Here is a 22,490-nt window from a genome sequence, read left to right as displayed (position 1 = left end):
TCAGCTGGCCACATTGCGCGTAAAGCGCAAGGTGGACTCGCCCGCATTCACATAGGCATATGCTTGCGCGCTGCTGAAGACGAAAAAATCGCCCGTGCCCAGCGTTCTCGTCCCGGCCGCCAGTTCCAGCTGCAGCTCGCCTTCCAGCACGTAGATCATTTCGCTGAAACCCGCCGGATCGGCTTGCGCATCGTAGCGCTCGCCAGGCGCCAGGCGCCAGGCCCACAGTTCCACCTGGCGGCTGGCGGGCGCGGCACCCAGCAGCATGGCCTGGCTGGCCTGCGACGCGCTTTGCCACATCAGCACGCGCAGGCTGTCGTGCGGCTGTTGCGGCGGCTGCACCAGGTCGACAAAGGCCACGTTCAGGGCGGCTGCCACATGGTCGAGGTTGGCCAGGCTGATGTTGGTGCTGCCTGCCTCGACGCCATTGACCATGCGCCGGCTCAGGCCCGACTTGCGCGCCAGCTCTTCCTGGCTGAGGCCGGCAGCCAGGCGCAAGCGCCGCAGATTGGTGGCCAGGTGTGCCAGCACGCCACCGGCCTCGGCTTGACTGCGCAATATATTGCTCCTATGATGATGGGAAATATTTTGCTCATAGCATAGCGCCCCATGAAAACACACGCAAGTCCCCCGCCCGCCTTCGGCCTGCCCGAACTGGCCCTGATCGCCATCACCTTCATCTGGGGCGGCACATTTCTCGTCGTGCAACATGCCGTGACGGTCAGCGGCCCGCTGGCGTTTGTCGCCGCCCGCTTTGCCGTGGCCGCCAGTATCGGCGCCCTGATTTGCCGGGGCCAGCTGCGCCACCTGACGAAGGCCGAATTATTGACAGGCATGGCCATCGGCGTGAGCATCTTTGGCGGCTACGCGCTGCAAACCTATGGCTTGATGTATATCACGAGCAGCAAGTCGGCCTTTATCACGGCCTTCTATGTGCCCATCGTGCCGCTGGTGCAATGGCTGGCCTTCAAGCAGCGGCCCCACCCTGCCGTATGGGCGGCCGTCGTGCTGGCGTTCGCCGGCTTGCTGCTGCTCACCGGCACGGATGGCTTGAGCATGGGCTTCGGCACGGGCGAACTGATCACTGCTGTGGGCGCCATCGCGATCGCCCTGGAAATCATCCTCATCAGCCGCGTCTCGCCGCAATTGAACATCCTGCGCGTGACCATCGTGCAACTGGCCACGGCGTCATTGATCGCCTTGCTGCTGATGCCCGTCATGGGCGAAGCGCCACCGATCCTCAGCAAGACTTTCATCCTCAGCGTGCTGGCACTGGGCTGCGCCAGCGCACTGATCCAATATGTGATGAACTGGGCGCAAAAGCGCATTTCCGCCACGAAAGCGACGCTGATCTACGCGGGTGAACCCGTGTGGGCCGGCGTGATCGGCCGCATCGCCGGCGAGCGCCTGCCAGCCCTGGCCATCGTTGGCGCGGTATTGATCATTTGTGCGGGCATCCTCAGCGAGTGGCGTCCCAAGCGCCGTGTGCGCGCTGCCGGCAAGGCCGTGCAGCCCTAAGGTTTATTCCACGCCCCGCCGCAGCGCCGCATCTGCATGCAGCGCCAGCGGCACGGCCCTGGCCCAGCGGTTCGACGACAGGGAAAACGTCAGCGCGCGCACCTGGTGGTACCAGCCGGCAGGCACGTACAGCATGTCGCCCGGCTCGACGATGCATTCGATCATGCTGGCCTGGCGCGCCAGGGGAAAACGTTCGAAATCGGGCGCTTCCGGGTCGAACGGTGAACCGAACAGGATGGCGTTCGCTTCGCTGGGATAGAGAAAGACGTCGTGGTGCGGCGGCGATAAAAAGATGCGCTTGCGGCCCCACACTTGCGCGAAGATATTGTCGTCGTAATCGCAATGCAAGGGCGTGACCGTGCCGCCCGGCCCCACCCAGAAGCGCGGCGGGCCCATCTTGTCAAAATACGTGGGCCAGTGGCACAGGCGGTTCAGCTCGCGCAATTCCAGGTTGCCCAGGTATGGCGGCAGCGCGTAGTTGCCCTCCGCCACCAGGTCCAGATATTGCCCCATCGACATGTCCTGCATGGCGCGGTCTGCCGCGAATGCCGTGTTGATGTAGTCGCCCACGCGCGCGCGCACGGGCACATGGCTGAATTGCTCGCGCAAGACTTCGGGTTCCAGCTTGGATAAGGGCCAGCGTTGCACCAGCCCGCGCATCAGGAAGGGCAGGCCCAGCGTGGCGCGCGCGCGAAAGGCGGCGGCGTCCAGCATGGCCAGGCGCGGCACCTCGGTGATGGCCGGCAAGTCACGCGCCGCCTGCTTGATGGCCTCGCGCATGGCGTCGATGGACGTGACGCCACGCACCTGCGCATCCTTGCCCTCGCGTGCCTGCTTGCGTGCGAGGGCCGCTTCGGGCGAACTGAATTGTGCTGGCGGCCGGGGCGGCAGCGCGCGCGGCGATATGGGCGTGGCCGCAAGCGGGAGCGGCACTTTCTTTTCTACGGGCATAAACCTTCTTTGCGATCAAGGCGTCGCACGACATGGCGCGACAGTGCGCCATTTTAAGCCAGCAAGGCCCGCATGACCTATTCCCCCCGACGTCTCGACACCTGACAAAACCGTCGCGAGCGGCAGTGATTTGTGGCTAAGAAGCGCAACCGTACTCCAGTACGGTGAGCATCGCAGGCCGCAAAGCGCGACGCGCAGCAGGTTTGGTCAGGTGTCCTCAGACAGGGGTCTTGAATATCGGATCGACGATGAACTGCTGCGCCTTGATGCGCAAGGTGCGCTCTTCGTCCAGCTCGGCGCGCGTTTCGCCCAGCTCTTCGCGTTCCGCTTCCAGTTCCAGGCGCGCGGCCGCCAGTTCCGTTTCCACGCGCGTCAGGCTTTCCAGCTTCAACTGGGCCTGGATCAGTTCGGCACGCGCCGCTTCGGCCGCTTCTTCCAGGCGCGGGATGCCTTCGAGCTTGAATTGCGCCTTGGCCAGATCCATGCGTGCCTGCTCGGCCGCCTCTTCCAGGCGCGGCAAGCCTTCCAGGCGCAGCTGCGCCTTGGCCAGGTCCGTGCGGGCCTGGTTCGCCACTTGCCGTTCGCGCTCGAGCTCCTCGCGCAAGGTTTCCAGCTCGCCCGCCTGCAGGTCGAGCAACTCTTGCTGGCGCTCGTTCTCGCTGGCCAGGTCCATCAATTCCTGTTGATTGTCATTCATCTCGGCTTCATGCGCGCTGTGGCTGGCGCTTAATTCCTGTCCTACATAATCGAGGATGGCTTGCTGCAGCACGGGCGACAGTTCGGCGGCGGCAGCGATCTGGCGTTGCGCGCCTGCCTTGCGGCGCAGCAAGAGCTTGCTGATGGTGCCCAGGCAGGCGCCGTTGCCCAGCCGTTCGCGCAAGGCGCGTACCGTGATGGCCTGGCCTTCGGCCGCCATCGCTTCCATTGCCGCATTGATCTGTTCCGCGCTTACTTTTGCCATGTCGTGTACTCTTGAATGTTGCCCAGGGCAATCTTGCCCAGGGGCATTATCTTATGCCAGCGGCGGCAAAGCGTAAAGTATTTCTCAATGGAAATTGCAATTGCACAACGAAACCATGTGCAAACATGCGGCTTCAGGTACTTTACTCTTCCAGCAAACCGTTCTCCGTGAGCATATCCTGCACCAGTTCCAGGCGCAGCACGGGATTGTCCTGGCTCAGCAACAATTGCTTTTGCATGGTGCTCAGGGACAGCAGCTCGCACCAGCGGTTCGCCACCCAGCCGCACTCGTCGAGCCGGTACGGCGGCTGCAGCGGCATTTGGTCGGGCGGGATCTTTTGCTCCTGCAAGGTACGGATCAGGGCGCCGAGCGCGTCGGCCACGTTCTGCTGCTCTTGCGGAATGGGAATGGTTTTATCGGGCGGTAAAGTTTCGACCTGCGCCATCCACAAGCCATGCTTCAGCTGTTCGCTGGAAACGATGTGAAAGCGCTGCATGCCCATGCATTTGATTTGCAGCAAGCCGGACAAGGGCGCGGCCCAGTCAATGACGCGCGCCAGGGTGCCCACGGGCGCCAGGGTTTCCTGATGGCCCGGCTTGCGCACTTCCGTTCCATCCAGCAGTTGCACCACGCCGAACGGCTGCTCGCCCATGATGCACTGACGTATCATGTCCAGATAGCGTACCTCGAAGATCTGCAGGGGCAGATAGCCATCGGGATACAGCACCGTATTGAGCGGGAACAAAGGTATCGAGGTCATAAGCGCATGATGGCACGAATGGCATATCCGTGCTGCGCGCCTGGCGTCCCTGATTATTTGTAGAAGCGCCTTTTCTTGGCCCGCTCCGCCGCCTTCGGCGCCAGCACTTTCACGGCCTTCTTCTGGATGGTGCCGCCGGCGGACGTGCCCGGCACGCGGTGTTCCGCCTCGAAACCGGGCTCTTCGGTGCGTTTCAGTGTTTGCCGGGTCAGCGCTTCCACGGCCGACAGCAGCTCCACCTCGTCGGCACAGACGAGCGAAATGGCTGCACCCGAAGCGCCCGCGCGGCCCGTGCGGCCGATGCGGTGGATATAGTCTTCCGCCACGGTGGGCAAGTCGAAATTGACGACGACGGGCAATTGCTCGATATCGAGGCCACGGGCGGCCACGTCGGTAGCCACCAGCACCTGCACCTCGGCGGCCTTGAAGCGGGCCAGCGCGCGCAGGCGGTTCGGCTGCGTCTTGTCGCCATGAATGGAATCGGCACGCACGCCCTGCTCCAGCAAGGTGTTCACCAGCAGCTCGACACCCTTGCGCGTCTTGACGAAGACCAGGACCTGGCCCCAGCGCATTTTCTTCAGCAGGTGCAGAAACAGTTCCGGCTTGCGCTTCTTGTCGCACACGATGACCGATTGCTTGACGGCCTTGACGGTGCTGTTGCGCGCGCTCACCTCGACCGAGACGGGATCCTTCAGCATGGTTTTCGCCATGGCGCGGATGGCGTCCGAGAAGGTGGCCGAGAACAGCAGGGTCTGGCGCTGCTTGGGCATGGTCATCAGCAATATGTCGAGCTCGCGCTCGAAGCCCAGATCCAGCATGCGGTCAGCCTCGTCCAGCACCAGCGTCTGCACTTGCTCGAACTTGACGGCGCCCTGCGTCTGCAAGTCCAGCAAGCGGCCCGGCGTGGCCACCAGCACGTCGAGGCCCTTGCGCAATTTGCTGATCTGCGGCTCGATGGGTACGCCGCCATACGCGACAAAGCTGCGCAGCGGCAAGTTGCCGCCATAGCTGCGGAAGCTGGCATAGACTTGCTCGGCCAGTTCGCGCGTGGGCACGAGCACCAGCACGCGCACGCACTGGGGCGCCACCACGCCTTCCAGGGTCAGGCGCTGCAGCAGCGGCACGGCAAAGCCTGCCGTCTTGCCCGTGCCCGTCTGGGCGGCGGCCATCAAGTCGCGTCCGGCCAGCACGGCAGGAATCGATTGCGCCTGCACGGGGGTCGGCTTGGCATAGCCGAGCTCATCGAGTTTGCGGACCAGGGGATCGATCAGGCCGAGGGAGGAAAACGTCATGGGGAAAGCAATCTTGGCAAATGAAAAGGTGGCGCGCACGGACCGGCCGCGCGCGCGATTGCCGAGATTATAGGCCAGCGGGGAGGCTGGCCGGGGTTTTCAGTGCGGGAACGTCACGATCAGAACTTCATTTCCAGGGTGGCGCGCGCCTGCGGCGAACTTGGTGAAATGCTGTTGCGGGTGATCGTGCCGCTGGCATCCGCATACGTGGTGGTGCTTTCGAAGTCTTGCGCCAGCAGATTCGACACGGCCAGGCGCAGCTGGTTCTTCGCATCGAACTTCCACAGCGCATAAATATCGAGGTCGCGCCGCGGCGACGTATAGGCGCTCTGGCGCTCGGTGATGCGCACGGGGCCGCCATTGCGGAAGTTGAAGCTGCCGCCCGTCGTCAGCACGCCATCGGGCGTCTTGTAATCGAGGCCGAAGTTGCCGCTGACGGGCGTTTGCTGGTCGAGCCGGTTGTCCGGCCCCGGCACCTGCTCCACCTGCGACCAGTTGCGGCTGACGCTGGCGCGCAGGTCGATGGCCGGCACAGGCGCGGCCAGCACGGCGCGCAGCGGGAACTTCGCTTCCAGTTCCAGTGTCTGTGTATTGGCGCGGCCATCGTTGACAGGCGTGGAGACCCAGCGGTCATTGATGAACAGCAAGCCCTGGCGCGTGTAGCCATCGATGCGACGGGCCGAGGCGCGCGCGCTGAGCAAGGCGCCTTCGGCCCAGTAGTGCTCGTACGAAACATCGATGCCCAGCGCCAGCTCCGGTTTCAGATACGGATTGCCTTCGCGGTCAGGGTCCGTCTGGCTATTGTTGGTCGAGGTATTGCGGCGTGGAATCAGGCTTGACGTAGGCTGCGCCTTGTAGGTGCGCGTCAGGGCCAGGCGTACCTGGTCGCCCTTGGTATCGGGCAATTTCCACAGGGTTTGCAGCAGCGGGCTCCACACGCTGGTGCGCTGCTGCACTTCGTCATAGGTGTCGCCCGCGCTGCGCGTGTCGATGCCTTCCCAGCGCACGCCCGCATACATGGACCAGCGCGGCGTGATTTCCCAGTCATCCTGCACGAACACGGCCAGGCGCTTGATCGTGGCGTCGAAACCTTCGTCGCTGTTGACGGGCGGACGGGCACCCAAGGTGCCCAGGGCCGCTTCGCGCTGCCGGCGCGATTCCTCGCGCTCCGTGTAGGCGCCATCCCAGCCCATCGACAGGGCATGGCCGGGCAGCAAGGGCGTGGAATACTTGCCAGTCGAACTGACGCCGTTTTCCGTCGCCTTCACGCCCACCTTGCGCTCGAGCGCCAGGCCACTGCCATCGATAAAGCCCTGCTGCAGGCTGTCGGACGTATTGCGGGCGGCCGAGGCGCCCACTTTCAGTTCCAGCCTGGCGCCGCCGGCCAGCTTGTGCATCCACGTCAGGTCGCTGCGGCCGAAGGCATTGTGGTTGCTCGAGCTGCCCGTATTGCTGTCGTAGTCGGGGCGCACGCCCTGCTCCGTTTCCGCGCGGCTGAAATTGCGGTGGTTCGAACGCCCGCCATTGAAAAAGAATTGTGCCGTCACATTGTCGCCGTTGGCCAGCACCCAGTTCAGGCGTGGCGACAGGTTGATGCCTTCCGGACGGCCATCGCCCGTGCCGTTCGTGCGGCGCAGCAGGTTTTGCCGGCCGTCGGGCGCGTAGCCCAGTTCCAGCCCGGGATTGTCGTAATGGTAGTCGTAGCGGAACAGCGAGCCGGCCAGCGAATACGAGAAATTGCCGTCGCGGTCGGACAATTGCACGTTGACGCTGGGCGAAAAGCTCACGTCGCTGCCCTGCACGCCCAGCTTGAGTTCGCGCTGCGCCGTCTTGACGGCTTTTTTCAGCACCACATTGATGGTGCCGGCAATCGACTGCGTGCTGTATTCGGCGCTGGCCGCATGCAAAATCTCGATGCGTTCGATCACGTCGGGCGACAGGGTGTCGAGCGAGAAACCGGCCGGCGCCCGCTCGCCATTGAGCAGTATCTGCGTGTAGCCGCTGCCCAGGCCACGCATGCGGATTTCGCCGCCCGAGCGCCCGGCCGCGCCGGACACGGTAATGCCGGGCAGGCGCTTGAGCACGTCGGTGACATTCGTGTCGCCATACTTGAGGATTTCCTCGCTGCCAACGACCATCTTGCTGGCCGTATCGTCGCGGCGCGGATCATAGCCGCTGCCCTTGACTTCGACGGTTTGCATGGCGGCCACAGCGGATTTCTCGGCCTTCTCGGCCTTCAGCGGCACCGCGGCGTCAGTGGCGGCGGGCGTTTCGGATTGCTGGGCCTGGGCATTCCAGGCAAGTAACACGGAGGAACAAAGGATGGTAAGGCGAAGGCAACGGCGTGGCATCATGACCTGGCTAAAAAAGTTGGCTGAATAAAAATGGCTAAAAGCTAAAAAACAGGCCGCTGTATTGTGCTGTAATTTTTTCCGAGTGACACAGTTTCCTGAAAATATTTCCTATGGCAAATTAAATTCGGCGGCCGGCTGCACTACGCCCCCTTGCATACGGTACATATCATTGCGCGCCACATCGCCGCTATAATGCGTTTTCATCATTGTTCCCATCACCCCGTCAAAGGCTTCCCATCGTGTCTGACCGTCTTGCCGTCCTGCCTCAATATCTGCTGCCCAAGGGAGCGTTGACCAATTTTGCCGGCCGTGTCGCCGGCGCCAAGGGCGGCGCCATGACGACGCGTTTGATCCGCTGGTTCGTCGGCCGCTACAACGTCAACATGGATGAGGCGCTGGACCCGGACATCACGCATTACACGAGCTTCAACGACTTTTTCACGCGCGCGCTGCGCCCCGATGCGCGTCCGCTGGCCCAGGCCGACTACGTCTGCCCCGTCGATGGCCGCATCAGCCAGTTCGGCACGATCGACAGGGACCAGATCTTCCAGGCCAAGGGGCACAGCTTCAGCACCACGGCCCTGGTGGGCGGCGATGCGGCACTGGCGGCCCAGTTCGAACACGGCAGCTTCGCCAATCTGTACCTGAGCCCGCGCGACTACCACCGCATCCACATGCCCTGCGACGGCCGCCTGACGCGCATGATTTATGTGCCCGGTGAACTGTTCTCCGTCAACCCGACGACGGCGCGCGGCATCCCCGGCCTGTTCGCCCGCAACGAGCGGGTCGTCTGCGTGTTCGATACGGCCAACGGTCCCTTCGTCATGACCCTGGTGGGCGCCACCATCGTCGGCAGCATGGCCACCGTCTGGCACGGTGTCGTCAACCCGCCCCGCACGGGCGAGATCCGCGACTGGAGCTATGCGAACGACAATGTCGTGCTGAAGCAGGGCGAAGAGCTGGGCCGCTTCCTGCTCGGTTCCACCGTCGTCATGCTGTTCCCGAAAGATACCGTGACGTTCAATGCCAACTGGCAACCGGCCGGCCCCGTGCAGCTGGGCGAAGTCATGGGCAAGCTGCCCAAGTAAGGCAGCAAGACGCGCGCCTACACGGGCGCGTCGGTTTGGTACATTTCCTCCATCAAGTCCAGAAATGCGCGCGTCTTGGCCGGCATCAAACGCCGGCCGGGAAACACGGCCCAGCCCGTGACCAGCGGAAAACTCCACTCCGGCAAAACCCGCACCAGTTCCCCCGTCGCCACATACGCCTTGGCAAAGCGGTCCGTGCTGGCCGCGATGCCCACGCCCGTGCACGCCATGCGCACCAGCAATTCCGGCGAATTGGCCAGCAGGCGCACGGGCAAATCGCGCTCCCACGTCGTCTTGCCGCGGATCAAAGTCCAGTGCACGAGGCCATGCACGGCCCGTGGCAAGCTGAGCAAATCGTGGCCATACAGATCGTCGGGATGCTCGGGCAAGCCGTGCACGCTCGTGTATTGCGGCGAGGCATACAGGGCAAGCGTACTGAACGCCACGCGGCGCGCGGCCAGGCTGGCGTCGTCGGGCAAGTTGCCCATGCGGATGGCCAGGTCGAAGTTCTCTTCCAGCAAATCCACGCGGCGTGCCGACAAGTCCAGTTCCAGCGAAATGGCCGGATAGCGGCGCACGAACTCGGCCAACACCTGGCGCATCAGGGTGTCGCCAAAGTCGGCCGGCATGGAAATGCGCAGCAAGCCGCTGGGTCCTGCCTGGCGGTGCTGTGCCAGCGCGCCGGCCGCCTCCGTCTCTTCCACCACCTTGCGCGCATGCTCGAGCAGGCTGGCGCCAAACTCCGTCAGCGCCAGCTTGCGCGTGGTGCGCAGCAATAGGCGTTCGCCCAATTTCGCTTCCAGCAGCGAGATGCGCCGCGACAGGGTCGACTTGGGCAAGTCCACGCGCACGGCGGCGCGCGAGAAACTGCCGCACTCGACGACGCGCGCAAACAGCAGCAAATCTCCGGGATCGATATCCATATACTTACCTTTAACTCGATTGTTCCACTAGTGGATTAATGTTATCCATTTTAACGGCTTCCGCATCAATTTTGGAATTGCTATAGTTCATCCATCGCAAGACACCTCACAACGGAGAAAACAAGATGAACATCCTGCAAATCAATTCCAGCGCCCGCAGCACCGGTTCCGCCTCGACCCGCCTGGCTGACGCCATCGTTACCCGCGTACAAGCGGCCAACCCCGGCGCTACCCTGGCCCGCCGCGACCTGGCTGCCGCACCGCACCCCGTACTCGACGAGCCGACCCTGCAAGCGCTGTTCACCCCGGCAGACAAGCGCACCCCGGAGCAAGCAGCCCGCATCGCCCTGGACGACGCGCTGATTGCGCAAGTGCAAGCGGCTGACGTGATCGTCATCGGCGCGCCGATGTACAACTTCGGCATCACCGTGCAACTGAAAAGCTGGTTCGACGCGATTGCCCGCGCCAACGTCACCTTCAAATACACGGAAAACGGCCCCGTGGGCCTCTTGACCGGCAAGAAAGTCTACGTGGGCCTGTCCCGCGGCGGCTTGCACCGCGACAGCGCCAACGATAGCCAGGTGCCTTACCTGAACACCATGTTCGGTTTCCTGGGCCTGAGCGACGTGCAATACGTGTATTCGGAAGGCATGGGCATGGGCCCGGAAGCCGTGGCCAAGGCGCAAGCCCAGGCGGACGCCGAGATCAACGCCATCCTGGTGTAATCCCCAGCAGTGAAAGGGACGGCGCACTGGCGCCGTCCTGGCCTAGAGGAGAGAACAATGAGCGACATCACCACCGTCAACAAGCCACGCGCCGTCGAGCGCGTGATTGCCGGCCAGGCCGTCATGGATGGCGCCGGCGTGAAGATCAACCGCGTGCTGACGCAGCAGTTGCAGCGCCGCCTCGACCCTTTCCTGATGCTCGACAACTTTGCCAGCGACAAGCCGAACGACTATATCGCCGGCTTCCCCGAGCATCCGCACCGCGGTTTCGAGACCGTGTCGTACATGATCACGGGACGCATGCGCCACAAGGACAGCGCGGGCAATGAAGGCTTGCTGAGCTCGGGCGGCGTGCAATGGATGACGGCCGGCAGCGGCGTGATCCACTCGGAAATGCCGGAACAGGAAGAAGGCGTGATGGAAGGTTTTCAGCTGTGGCTGAACCTGCCCGCGCGCGACAAGATGCGCACGCCGTGGTACCGCGACTTCGACAGCAGCGAAATCCCCCGCTACACGACGGACGCGGGCGTGACCGTGCAAGTGATCGCAGGCGAGAGCCATGGCGTGACGGGCGCCGTGCAGCGCGAACTGACGGAACCGCTGTACCTCGACATCGACTTGCCGGCCGGCAGCAGCTTCGAGCAGCCATTGCCGCCAGGCCATAACGCTTTCATCTACACCTTCCGTGGCGAAGTGCAGGTCGACGGCAAGGCCGTGCCCGCACTGCGCATGGCGATCTTCGCCAACACGCCGGGCAGCGATGGCGTGCGCATCGAGGCGCCGCAAGGCGGCCGCGTAATCCTCGTCGCCGGCCAGCCCTTGAACGAACCGATCGCGCAGTATGGCCCGTTCGTCATGAATACGCAGGCGGAAGTGTTCCAGGCCGTTCAGGATTTCCGTGAGGGCAAGTTTGGCGAGACGGCCGTGCAGTAAAGTTGTCTGCCTCATCAAAAACCTGCAGTGCCTCCGGGCCTGCAGGTTTTTTTACGTGCCGACTACTTTGTTGCTTTTCAATTACACTGGCGGCAACATCATTCCACAAAGCATTCCATGCAGCCCACGCACACCGAACACGACGCCACCCATTTGCACGCCCACCTGAAAGGCGACGCCAAGCACACCCACTCGTTCGAGGGGCGCAGCCAGAGCATCCTCGCGTGGGCGCTGGGCCTGACCCTGTCGTTTGCCGGGATCGAAGTGGCGGCCGGCTTCCTGTCCAATTCGCTGGCCCTGATTTCCGACGCGGGCCACATGGTCACGGACGCGGCCGCGCTGGGCCTGGCACTGCTGGCGCAACTGATCGCGCGCCGCCCTCCTTCGCCCCGCCACTCGTTCGGCTTTGGCCGCGCCGAAGCGCTGGCCGCCTTCGTCAACGGCCTGGCCATGCTGTGCGTGGTGGGCTGGATCTGCTACGAAGCGGCGCTGCGCTTTTCCTCCCCGCAACCCGTAAAGGGCGGCATGGTCTTCATCGTCGCCTTCATCGGCCTGGCGATCAATATAGTCGTGGCGTGGGTATTGTCGAAAGACAAGCAAAGCGTGAACACGCGCGCCGCCCTCGTGCACGTGATGGGCGATTTGCTCGGTTCGGTCGCCGCCATCGTCGCCGGCGCCGTGATTTACTTTACGGGCTGGATGCAGATCGACCCGCTGCTGTCCGTGCTGGTGTCCCTGCTGATTTTAAAGTCGACATTCGGCGTGCTGCGCGAGTCCTACCATTTCCTGATGGAAGGCGTGCCCATGCATATCGACTACATCCAGGTGGGCGCTGACGTGGAGCAGGTGGATGGCGTGATCGCCGTGCACGACCTGCATGTGTGGGATATGTCGCCGGGCCAGCCTGCCCTGATCGGCCACGTGGAAATCGAACACCTCGACCATTGGCCGAAGGTCTTGCGGGCGATCAAGAAGATGTTACTGAGTAAGCATGGCATCGACCACATCACCTTGCAGCCGGAGACGGCGGCCATGGCGGGCTTGCATCAAGATGATCACAGCCACAGGAAGTTGACTTAAGGTCGCAAAGAAAGGCAGATGTTTGATGATGAATACCTCTCAGATTGAACACAAGGCAATCCTCAGAACACTTTGGTATCAAAAAGACGAGGCAAACACGGGCACACTTTCGCAGACTGAACTTGTTCAGCGTGCTGAACCAATGATCATCCTTGGCGAAGCAGGAATGGGGAAGTCCTATCTTCTTGAATGGCTGGCCACAAATTCAGCTTATGCGCGCTGCACTGCTCGCCAACTCCTTAATCGTCATAATCCTCATACCCTTCTTGGCGATGCCAAAATTTTGTTAATTGACGCTTTAGATGAAGTGAGCACACAACAGGGTGGAGATGCAGTTGACCAAGTCCTTCAAAAACTGGGAGAGCTTGGCTACCCGACTTTTGTATTGTCATGTCGTGTAGCGGATTGGCGTAGTGCTACTGGCCTGGCAGCTATTAACGAGCAATATGTAGACAAACCACTTGAACTGCACCTTGAACCTTTCAATGATGATGATGCAGTCAATTTTCTTGGTTCCAGACTGGGAATCGATACAGCACAAAAAGTAATCGAACATTTCAATGCGCGTAACCTGCAGGGCCTGCTCGGCAATCCACAAACATTAGAGCTAATAGTCAGAGTTGCTGATAAGGGAGAATTACCAGAGACGCGTAGTGAACTTTTCTCAAAAGCAATCGAAGTATTACGAGTTGAACACCAGGATAGCAAAGCGTCCTACCAGCCCGCGGAGGAAGCCGGACTCAACGCTGCTGGAGCAGCTTTTGCGGCATTAATCCTGACTGGTAGCGAAGCTTTGGTGCGCAAAGCAGCAGCAAATCTAAGCGAAGGAGAGCTACTATTTTCCGATATCGCTATTCTTCCGGGCGCCAATGATATCCGGGCAATGCTATCAAGCAGACTATTCAAGGCGGACGGCGCAGACCGGTTCAGCTACTGGCATCGCCGGATCGGTGAATTCCTGGCTGCACATTGGCTGGCAAAGAACGCTAACACGCCACGCAAACGCAGACGTCTTCTTACTCTGTTTCACAGTCATGGTTTGGTGCCTGCAAACCTTCGGGGACTTCATGCTTGGCTAGCGCGCGAACCCTCGCTTGCATTGCAAGTAATTGCGGCAGACCCTATGGGAGTCATCGAATATGGCGACGCCGATGACCTCTCACTTGAACAAGCACGTGCGCTTATTAACGCCCTGCAACGCCTTGCTATTGATAATCCTGATTTCCGCGACTGGGGTTCCTATGCGGTACGTGGGATCGTTCAATCAGAACTCCTCAGCGAGGTGCGCGAACTGATCACTCATCCTAAAACACCATTCGGTCTGCGTCTGCTTATACTTGAAGCGATGAAGGGAGCGAAGATTGCGTCTGATCTCACGAACGAACTACGTGCTCTTGTACTAGACGACAGCGCTTTTTTCGCAAATAGAAGCGCAGCAGCGGAGGCGCTTGGGGGATTATTAGTCGATGAAGATTGGACGACTATCATACGAACTCTACACGCATATGGAAACGATCTCTCCGTTCGTCTAGCGATAGAAATAAGCGATGAAGTCGGCTATGCCCATTTAGATGACAGTTTGATTGTCGACCTAATCATAAGCCATGCACAGATCGACAATCACACGATTGGTATCCTTCTACGTATGCAGCAACACTTACCGCTCTCACGTCTTGATGGGATTCTTGATCACCTTGCATCTGCTACGAAAGCACTAGGTAATCCACTCAATCCCCATACAACTTACGATATTGCCGATTTTTCCAATCATCTCATCGTAAGGCGCGTTAGCGCTGGCGGAGTATCGGCAGATAATCTCTGGTCGTGGCTAGATACATTTAATAGCTGGGTAGGGTATCAACAAACACATAAACAACAGTTAGATGAGCTTATTCGAAATGATGACTCTCTACGTCAATGCATCCAAAGTCTCGCGCTGTTAGAAAAAAACAATGATGACTCTATCGAAAAAAGAGCATTTTCTCTGACCAGAAGAGCCCCAAGCCTTTTTCCGACATCTAGCGATGACGTTATTGCCTTGCTAAAAAAACTCGATCCAACCAATCGAAACGATCTGCGCTGGCGTGAAATTGTAAATCTTGCGATGTATACGGATGAGACTAGCGCCATAATAAAAGAGGCTGCACTTCCCTTCGCAGCACATAGGCCAGACTTGCAAGCTTGGATAAACAAACCCCGAGTATCTCAATTAACTAAATTTCAGATCCACAACAAAAGACTAGAACTTCGCCAATCGGCAAAGCGCGCCAGAAAATACGCTGAACAACGTCAATATTTCACAGCTCAAATAGACCGTATTCGTTTGGGTGAAGGCGATATACTCATCCAACCAGCCAAAGCCTATCTCAACCTGTTCAGCGATCTCGACAAGTCGATCGCAGCTCATGAACGTATTGCGAATTGGCTCGGAGATGAACTCGCTGATGCTGCGCGCAACGGTTTTGAGGTATTCCTAAAAAGAAACCCGCCATCTCCTACGGCCGAGGAAATTGCCAACTCGCTTGCAAAAGGCCGGCATTGGGAGTTGGCTTACGTCATAGTTGTGGCTCTTGCAGAACGCTTCCGGCAAGATATTGAGTTGGATGACCTTACTGATGAGTGCTTAATGGCGGGATTTTTCGAGTTACGCCGCAGCAAAACAGAAAAAGACGCAGGAATCGACGGTTTAGATGGAGCGCTAGAGGCAGCACTCCATAAACGTGGGGTATGGTGCACCGCGATGCGACTGTATTATGAGCCTCAGTTTGTGGCGCGGCTCACCTATGTTGATGAACTCTATGCATTGATGCGGGATGAAAAAAATGCGATTGCCGCAGCCGATCTCGCAGACGATTGGTTGAGGCGCTTTCCAAAAATGCCGCACATCCCAGAATTGGAACTAGTTACCCGCCTCCTCCGGTCCGGTGATTTCGACAAACTACGTCACGCAAGAAAACGATTTACAGAAATAAACGATGAAGAGCGCCGTCGTAATTGGTTCGCTATTGGCGTGCTAGTTGATTTCAAAAGAACTTTGACATGTCTTGAGACTTCCACGGTTGATCCAGAAGTGCTTTGGAATTTAAGAAAACTGATCGTCGGGGCCTCTACTGATGGCGCCAATGTCGCACTCAGTTCCTCGCAGTTAGAATGGATCATTGGAACCTTTCGTCCATTCTGGCCATTTACTCATCGTCAGACTGGCGGTTTTGTTGGGGATAAAAATGCCTGGGATGCCAGCGATCAACTGATTTACCTTATTCGCCGCCTTGGTAACGATGCTAGCAGCGAAGCCAGTGCATCACTCCAACGCCTGAAAAACGCGCCGGATGATGGCTATACAGAAACAATCAAATCCGTAGCTTCCGAGCAAGCACGAATCCGTGTCGAGGTTGCCTATACAGCCCCTACGCTTGACGCTATTAATGCAATCGTTCTCGATCGCGCACCTTCGAATGCCGCAGATATCCAATCCTTCATGATAGAAGAACTGTCAGTGGTGCAAGCAAAAATCAAAAGTGACGATGCAGAATCATGGAGGGGCTTCTATAACAACGACACCGCGTGCGATGAGGAGCGCTGCCGGGATCATCTGCTCGGACTCCTGCGCCAAGGTTCAGAGGGAATAGTACTCGAACCAGAAACCCATATTGCCGCAGATAAAGAAGTCGACATCACCTGTTCGGTGGGATCGATACGTATCCCAATTGAAATTAAGGGGCAATGGCATCCTCAGCTTTGGCAGGGCGCCGACGCACAACTCGATGCACTATACACACAAGACTGGCGCGCAAATGGATACGGTATTTATCTCGTGCTGTGGTTTGGAGAAGGACAACCAGCCAATAAACTCCTCAAGAACCCAGGTCACTCCAAGGAACGTCCTCAAAGCCCGGAGGAACTTCGTCAGATGCTAACGACCTCTAGCAGAGCCGCATCAGAAGGACGCGTCATAGTCGTTGTGCTTGATTTGAGACGTCCTAAAAAGTAGCAGATTTACATGAGCAGGCTTCGAAGCAATACGAGCATCAACGCTCATCATTTTATTTATATCGAACAATAATCAGCTAATTTTTAAGACTAGTTTCATTGGCCGATATGACATAGCCTGCTTCAAAAATTAGCTCCTCCTTGCCTCCAGCACCCCACTGACATCCTTGATCACATTCAGCGCCTTCAACAACTGCGCCGTCGAGCTGATCTCGGCCGTAAAGGTCATGCGGGCCTGGCCCTTGGCGCTTTGGGTATTGACGCCGATCACGTTGATCTTTTCGCGCGAGAAGATTTCGGAGATATCGCGCAACAAGCCCTGACGGTCGCCGGCCAGGATGAAGATATCGACCGGATACACGGTGTCGTGCCCGCCCGTGCTGCCCCATTCCGTGAAGATCACGCGCTCGGGCGACTTGGCGCGCATTTCCTCGAAGTTCTTGCACGTAGCGCGGTGGATGGAGACGCCCTTGCCGCGCGTCACAAAACCAACGATGCTGTCCGGCGGCGCAGGCTTGCAGCACTTGGCCAGCACTGTCATCAAGCCTTCCGTCCCCACCACCAGCACGCCGGACTTGGCGCCCTGCTCCACGCTGGAAGCGCGGCTCTTGCCGACCAGCACGGCGTCTTCCGGCACCACCACTTCGCCGTTGTCGTGCAGCGCCTGCTCCACATGGCGCAGGCTGAATTCATCCTTGCCGACCGACAGGAACAGTTCGTCGACCTTGGCAAAGCCCAGCTTTTGCGCCAGCGCCTCGAGGTTGACGGCCGTCTTGCCTTCGCGCTGCAAGGATCTCTCCACCAGCGCGCGGCCATGGGCCAGGGTTTCCTGCATGTCGATGGCGTGGAACCAGGCACGGATCTTCGAGCGCGTGCGCGTGCTGACGGCGTAGCCGGCGCTGAGCCAGTCGCGCGACGGCCCAGCCGTGCCAGGCGCGCCCTTGGCCGTGATGATTTCGCAGGTCTGGCCGTTTTTCAGCTGGGTATTCAGGGGCACCATGATGCCGTCGACCTTGGCGCCGCGGCAGCGGTGGCCCACGTCCGTGTGCAGGTGATACGCAAAATCGACGGGCGTGGCGCCCACGGGCAATTCCAGCACCCGCGCCTGCGGCGTCATGACGAAGATACGGTCGTCCAAGGTGGCGGATTTCAGCTTTTCCACCCATTCGCGCTGGATTTCTTCCTGGCCCACGACGGCGTCGGCGACCTCGGTTTTCCACGCCAGCAGCTGGCGCAGCCAGGCGATCTTTTCGTCGTATTTCTGGCCGGCAAAGTTCGAGCCGCCCTCTTCCTTGTAGCGCCAGTGCGCGGCCACGCCGTATTCGGCAAAGCTGTGCATTTCATTCGTGCGGATTTGCACTTCCAGCGGGCGGCCATCTTCGGCCGTCACCACCGTGTGCAGCGACTGGTAACCGTTCGGTTTCGGCCGCGAAATGTAATCGTCGAATTCTTTCGGGATGGGGGTCCAGATATTGTGGACCACGCCCAGCACCGTATAGCAAGTCTTCACGTCGGCAACGATGACGCGGAAGGCGCGCACATCGTACAGGGCCGTGAAATCAAGTTCCTTGCCGCGCATCTTGTTCCAGATGCTGTAAATGTGTTTCGGGCGGCCAAACACTTCCGCCTGGATACCGGCCGAGGCCAGCTCCGTCTGCAGGCGCAGAATCGCCGAGGATACGAAGCCCTCGCGCATCATGCGCTTTTCTTCCAGCATCTTGGCGATGCGTTTATACGCTTCCGGCTCGATGAAGCGGAACGACAAGTCTTCCAGCTCCCACTTCAGCTGCCAGATACCGAGGCGGTTGGCCAGCGGCGCGTACAGGTCCAGCGTTTCCTTGCCGTACTCGCGCGTCATTTCATTGAACAATTTCAACTCGGCGAAATAGCGCAAGGTCGTCACGCAGGAAGCCAGGCGCACCAGCACGACACGCATGTCGGAAGCCATCGCCAGCAACATCTTGCGCAAGGTTTCCACCTGGGCCACGGCTTGCTGCGCCGCATTCTTGCCACGCCCGCCAGCGCTGCCGTGCTGCGCCTGGGTCAGCGCGCGCAAGCGGATCAGCTGGCGCACGCCTGTCGCCAGGTCGCACACCTGCTTGCCGAAGCGCGGCTCGATGTCGGCCGCCGTGTCCGGTTCCAACAGGGTCAGCTCGAACATCAGGCCGGCGATACGCGTTTCCGCATCGCTGCGCAGGAACGCCAGGGTGGTGGCCACGCCGACGGCGAAGTCCAGCGCGGAGCGGCCGGCAAAGGTCAGCTTGTCGCCATACGCTTCGGTGGCATACGCGAGCGCGTCCAGCACGCGCGCACTGTCCGGCGCACTCAAGCCCTCTACCAGTTGTTCCGAGGTGACGCTATTCGGGGCCGAGATGGAAACCATGTATTACCTTTTAAACTTAATAACTCAACAACTTGATGACTTAACGCTCTGCAGCGATGATGACGATTTCAACCAGGCATGCCGGATTGGCCAGCTTCGCTTCCACCGTGGCGCGCGGCGGCGTGTGGCCGGAAGCGACCCAGTCGTCCCACACTTCATTCATGCCGGGAAAATCCTTCATGTCGGCGATGTAGATCTGGCACGACAGGATGCAAGTCTTGTCGCTGCCCGCTTCCATCAGCAGACGGTCGACGTGGCCGAGCACTTCGCGCGTCTGGCCGACGATGCCCTGCGTGGTGTCTTCCGCGATCTGGCCCGCCAGGTAGATGGTGTTGTTGTGTATGGCTACTTCGGAGAGGCGTTTGCCTACGTGCAGTCGTGTAATTTCCATGCTTCTTCTTTCGGTTGTTTCAAAATCTGTACAGCGTTATTGCTTGTTGCCTTCTTATTTGCCCAGCAAAAACTTGCGGGCGATGGCGATTTGGTCATCGTGGACAAAAGTGGGCGCATGGCCCACGCCGGCGATTTCCACCAGCTCCGCCTTCGGGCCGCGGCCCAGCATGCTTTGCGCCGTTTCGTGCGACAGCAGATCGGATTCCGACCCGCGCACCAGCAAGGTGGGGCAACGCACGGCATCATACGCGGCCCACAGCATGGCTTCGTCGCTGGCCGCCGATTCCGGCGTGGCCGAGCGGAACGGCATGGCCAGTCCCATATCATAGTGGCGGCGCCAGTGGCCATCCTTATCCTGACGCAACACATCCACCGCCAGTTTATGCCATTCCGCGTCCGTGTGCGGGCCGAAGCTGGCGGACACGTCGCGCACAAACTTGGCGCCCTGTTCAAATGTCTCGAAACGCAAGTCCTGGCCGATATAGTCGCCGATGCGCTGCAAGGCTTCCGGCGCCAGGGTCGGGCCGATATCGTTCAGCACCAGCTTGCTGATCGGGCTGTCCGGCAACGATGCCAGGCCCAGGCCGATCAAGCCGCCCATCGACGTGCCGAACCAGTCCACCGTCTGGCGCTCGCCATTGGCCAGCACGCGCGCCAGCAGGGTCACCATGTCGCTCACATATTGCGGCACGCGGTAGAACTGGGGATTGGCCAGCCAGCCCGAGCGCCCGCGTCCCACCACGTCGGGGCAGATCACGCGGTAATCGCTGGCCATGGCGCGCGCCAGGTTGTCGAAGTCGTCCGCCACGCGCGTCACGCCATGGGCGCAGACGAGCACGTTCGGATTGTCCGCCGCGCCCCACTCCTTGTACGACATGGTGTGCAAGCCTGCGGGGGAGATGCACTGGACGGATTTGATGCTCGCTTCGATCATGCCAATTCCTTATTCGATATAAAAAGAGCACCGCTTCCTGCCTGCCATGGGGTGTCCCGTGCGCGACGCTACGGCAGTGTAGCGCAGCGCGGGCAATGCTCCAAGCGCACGCCTGAAATGCTGCGCCGCAGCACGCCAGTCATGGCGCAATACCCGATATAGCGAAAATGCATATCTGCGGTTATCCACAATTGAGGCGGCCTGGCAATGAGTGGATGATCGCAGCATCAACCCGCAAGAGGAGACCACTCGTGAAAAAACCATTCTATAAAATCCTGTACGTGCAGGTGCTGTTCGCCATCGTGGCCGGCGTGCTGCTGGGCGTGTTCTACCCTTCCAACGCTGTCGACATGAAACCGCTGGGCGACGGCTTTATCAAACTGATCAAGATGATCATCGCCCCGGTGATCTTCTGTACCGTCGTCTCCGGCATCGCCGGCATGCAGGACGTCAAGAAGATCGGCCGCGTGGGCGGCAAGGCCCTGATCTACTTCGAAGTGGTCTCCACCTTCGCGCTGGCCATCGGTTTGCTGGTTGCTAACATCCTGAAACCGGGCGCCGGCTTCAACGCCGATCCGGCCCATCTGGACGCCAAGTCGATCGCGCAATACACGCACGCCGAAGGCATGACGACCATCGATTTCCTGATGAACATCATCCCGAAGACTTTCGTCGATGCGTTCGCCAAGGGCGACATCCTGCAAGTGCTGCTGATCGCCATCCTGTTCGGCTTCTCGCTGTCCCTGCTGGGCGAGCGCGGCCGTCCCGTCACCAAGCTGATCGACGAGCTGTCGCACGCCATCTTCGGCATGGTCAACATCATCATGAAAGTCGCCCCTGTCGGCGCGTTCGGCGCGATGGCATTTACCATCGGCAAATACGGCCTGGCTTCGCTGATCCCGCTGGCTAAACTGATGGGTTCGTTCTACCTGACCTGCTTCCTGTTCGTCTTCGTCGTGCTGGGCCTGATCGCCAAGTACACGGGCTTCTCCATCGGCCGCTTCTTGCTGTACATCAAGGAAGAACTGCTGATCGTGCTCGGTACCAGCTCGTCGGAATCGGCCCTGCCGGCCCTGATGAAAAAACTCGAGCGCCTCGGCTGCTCGAAACCGGTGGTCGGCCTGGTCGTGCCTACCGGCTACTCGTTCAACCTGGACGGCACCAACATCTACATGACCATGGCGGCCCTGTTCGTGGCGCAAGCCACCAACACGGAACTGACGATCTGGCAAGAGCTCACCATCCTGGGCGTGGCGATGCTGACCTCGAAAGGCGCGTCCGGCATCACGGGCGCCGGCTTCATCACCCTGGCCGCCACCCTGGCCGTGGTGCCGACCATCCCCGTGGCCGGCATGGCGCTGATCCTGGGCATCGACCGCTTCATGAGCGAATGCCGTGCGCTGACGAATTTCGTGGGCAACGGCGTGGCCACCATCGTCGTGTCGAAATGGGAAAAAGAACTGGACATGGACAAGCTGCACAGCGAGCTGGCCCATCCCACCCACCCGACCGACGACGCGTACGTCGCCCCGGCCGTGAATATCGTCAAGTAAGCCGTACTTTTCATTGAAAAGCCCCGCAGAGCGATCTGCGGGGCTTTTTTCATGGCGCGCGCATCTTATCGCATCATCAACCCATGGTAAATCATGCATCAATATTTCACTGGATGATCAATGAATCAAAAACAATTACAGTTACAACACTGTTCGCCCGCAAGCTCCCGCATAATGTCATTGCGTTAATGCAAGCCTGACACCGAACCATCCTCACTTTTGAATGGAGTACGTCATGTCCCTCTCGCCCGCCTTCTACGCCACCTGGAGTCCACGCCTGCTGGGCGTGCTGCGCATCATCCTCGGTTTCCTCTTCCTGCAACACGGCACGGCCAAACTGTTCGGCGCGCCGCATGTGGCCATGTTCGACGGCCTGCAACTGTTTTCCGTGATGGGGGCGGCCGGCGTTATCGAGCTGGTCGGCGGCACCTTGCTGCTGGTCGGCCTGTTTACGCGCCCCGTCGCCTTCATCCTGTCGGGCCAGATGGCGGCCGCCTACTTCATGGCGCATGCGCCAGCCGGTTTCCTGCCGATCCTGAACGGCGGCGAAATGGCCGTGATGTACTGCTTCACCTTCCTGTATTTCGCGGCAGCGGGCGGCGGCGCCTACAGCCTGGACGGGCTGCGCGGCAAGGCCGGCGCATAAAAAAAA

The 22,490-nt window shown here is 60.0% G+C and carries 18 protein-coding genes; 8 read left to right on the top strand and 10 right to left on the bottom strand.

Going from position 1 to position 22,490, the window contains the following annotated elements; all coding sequences use genetic code 11:
- On the bottom strand, positions 1-558 hold the full coding sequence (locus CSQ92_RS04325; protein ID WP_225317292.1) for a helix-turn-helix domain-containing protein: 558 nt from the start codon (positions 556-558) through the stop codon (positions 1-3).
- A 51-nt stretch (positions 559-609) separates the two neighbouring features.
- On the opposite strand from CSQ92_RS04325, the gene CSQ92_RS04320 reads away from it, so the two are divergent.
- Positions 610-1,518, top strand: coding sequence for a DMT family transporter (locus tag CSQ92_RS04320; RefSeq protein ID WP_099393320.1), 909 nt, complete (start codon positions 610-612; stop codon positions 1,516-1,518).
- A 3-nt stretch (positions 1,519-1,521) separates the two neighbouring features.
- Here the strand turns inward: CSQ92_RS04320 and CSQ92_RS04315 are convergent, their stop codons facing one another.
- The 5 genes from CSQ92_RS04315 to CSQ92_RS04295 form a co-directional block, all read right to left on the bottom strand.
- Entirely contained in the window at positions 1,522-2,469 is a 948-nt protein-coding gene (locus tag CSQ92_RS04315; RefSeq protein ID WP_099393319.1) for a cupin-like domain-containing protein, read from the bottom strand.
- Positions 2,470-2,686: 217 nt separating this feature from the next.
- Positions 2,687-3,430: a DNA-binding protein gene (locus CSQ92_RS04310; protein WP_099393318.1), complete on the bottom strand. Its 744-nt coding sequence runs from the start codon at positions 3,428-3,430 to the stop codon at positions 2,687-2,689.
- A gap of 142 nt (positions 3,431-3,572) precedes the next feature.
- Complete coding sequence (locus tag CSQ92_RS04305; RefSeq protein ID WP_099393317.1) at positions 3,573-4,190, bottom strand: LON peptidase substrate-binding domain-containing protein; 618 nt, start codon at positions 4,188-4,190, stop codon at positions 3,573-3,575.
- A 53-nt stretch (positions 4,191-4,243) separates the two neighbouring features.
- On the bottom strand, positions 4,244-5,482 hold the full coding sequence (locus tag CSQ92_RS04300; protein ID WP_099393316.1) for a DEAD/DEAH box helicase: 1,239 nt from the start codon (positions 5,480-5,482) through the stop codon (positions 4,244-4,246).
- Between the two features lie 119 nt (positions 5,483-5,601).
- Positions 5,602-7,791 (bottom strand): TonB-dependent receptor plug domain-containing protein, encoded by a 2,190-nt coding sequence (locus tag CSQ92_RS04295; protein WP_306532412.1) that lies wholly within the window; start codon positions 7,789-7,791, stop codon positions 5,602-5,604.
- Between the two features lie 284 nt (positions 7,792-8,075).
- On the opposite strand from CSQ92_RS04295, the gene asd reads away from it, so the two are divergent.
- Entirely contained in the window at positions 8,076-8,924 is an 849-nt protein-coding gene (asd, locus tag CSQ92_RS04290) for an archaetidylserine decarboxylase (protein ID WP_099393314.1), read from the top strand.
- A gap of 17 nt (positions 8,925-8,941) precedes the next feature.
- Here the strand turns inward: asd and CSQ92_RS04285 are convergent, their stop codons facing one another.
- Positions 8,942-9,847, bottom strand: a complete 906-nt coding sequence (locus CSQ92_RS04285) for a LysR family transcriptional regulator (protein ID WP_034784204.1) — start codon at positions 9,845-9,847, stop codon at positions 8,942-8,944.
- 125 nt (positions 9,848-9,972) lie between these two features.
- Here CSQ92_RS04285 and CSQ92_RS04280 point away from each other — a divergent pair, with 125 nt between their 5' ends.
- From CSQ92_RS04280 to CSQ92_RS29175, 4 genes are all read left to right on the top strand, one after another.
- Positions 9,973-10,572 carry an FMN-dependent NADH-azoreductase gene (locus tag CSQ92_RS04280; RefSeq protein ID WP_099393313.1) on the top strand — a complete coding sequence of 200 codons (600 nt, stop codon included), beginning with the start codon at positions 9,973-9,975 and terminating at the stop codon, positions 10,570-10,572.
- 57 nt (positions 10,573-10,629) lie between these two features.
- On the top strand, positions 10,630-11,505 hold the full coding sequence (locus CSQ92_RS04275; RefSeq protein WP_099393312.1) for a pirin family protein: 876 nt from the start codon (positions 10,630-10,632) through the stop codon (positions 11,503-11,505).
- 117 nt (positions 11,506-11,622) lie between these two features.
- Positions 11,623-12,585, top strand: a complete 963-nt coding sequence (locus CSQ92_RS04270) for a cation diffusion facilitator family transporter (RefSeq protein WP_099393311.1) — start codon at positions 11,623-11,625, stop codon at positions 12,583-12,585.
- 25 nt (positions 12,586-12,610) lie between these two features.
- Positions 12,611-16,576: an NACHT domain-containing protein gene (locus CSQ92_RS29175; protein ID WP_218964033.1), complete on the top strand. Its 3,966-nt coding sequence runs from the start codon at positions 12,611-12,613 to the stop codon at positions 16,574-16,576.
- 129 nt (positions 16,577-16,705) lie between these two features.
- Here CSQ92_RS29175 and CSQ92_RS04255 read toward each other — a convergent pair whose 3' ends face one another.
- From CSQ92_RS04255 to CSQ92_RS04245, 3 genes are read right to left on the bottom strand one after another with little or no spacing between them, the layout of a single operon-like run.
- On the bottom strand, positions 16,706-18,958 hold the full coding sequence (locus CSQ92_RS04255; RefSeq protein WP_034784208.1) for a RelA/SpoT family protein: 2,253 nt from the start codon (positions 18,956-18,958) through the stop codon (positions 16,706-16,708).
- Between the two features lie 40 nt (positions 18,959-18,998).
- The gene (locus CSQ92_RS04250) at positions 18,999-19,349 is read right to left on the bottom strand and encodes a RidA family protein (RefSeq protein ID WP_034784210.1); all 351 of its coding nucleotides are present in this window, start codon (positions 19,347-19,349) and stop codon (positions 18,999-19,001) included.
- A 54-nt stretch (positions 19,350-19,403) separates the two neighbouring features.
- Positions 19,404-20,285 carry an alpha/beta fold hydrolase gene (locus CSQ92_RS04245; protein WP_099393309.1) on the bottom strand — a complete coding sequence of 294 codons (882 nt, stop codon included), beginning with the start codon at positions 20,283-20,285 and terminating at the stop codon, positions 19,404-19,406.
- A 215-nt stretch (positions 20,286-20,500) separates the two neighbouring features.
- On the opposite strand from CSQ92_RS04245, the gene CSQ92_RS04240 reads away from it, so the two are divergent.
- A complete protein-coding gene (locus CSQ92_RS04240) occupies positions 20,501-21,838 on the top strand; it encodes a dicarboxylate/amino acid:cation symporter (protein ID WP_230521989.1) in 1,338 nt (445 codons plus the stop codon).
- A 235-nt stretch (positions 21,839-22,073) separates the two neighbouring features.
- Positions 22,074-22,484 carry a DoxX family protein gene (locus tag CSQ92_RS04235; RefSeq protein ID WP_070253676.1) on the top strand — a complete coding sequence of 137 codons (411 nt, stop codon included), beginning with the start codon at positions 22,074-22,076 and terminating at the stop codon, positions 22,482-22,484.
- Positions 22,485-22,490: the final 6 nt, after the last annotated feature.

This window comes from Janthinobacterium sp. BJB446 (assembly GCF_002735655.1).
Taxonomy (GTDB): Bacteria; Pseudomonadota; Gammaproteobacteria; order Burkholderiales; family Burkholderiaceae_D; genus Janthinobacterium; species Janthinobacterium lividum.
This window is presented reverse-complemented; position numbering and strand designations above follow the sequence as displayed.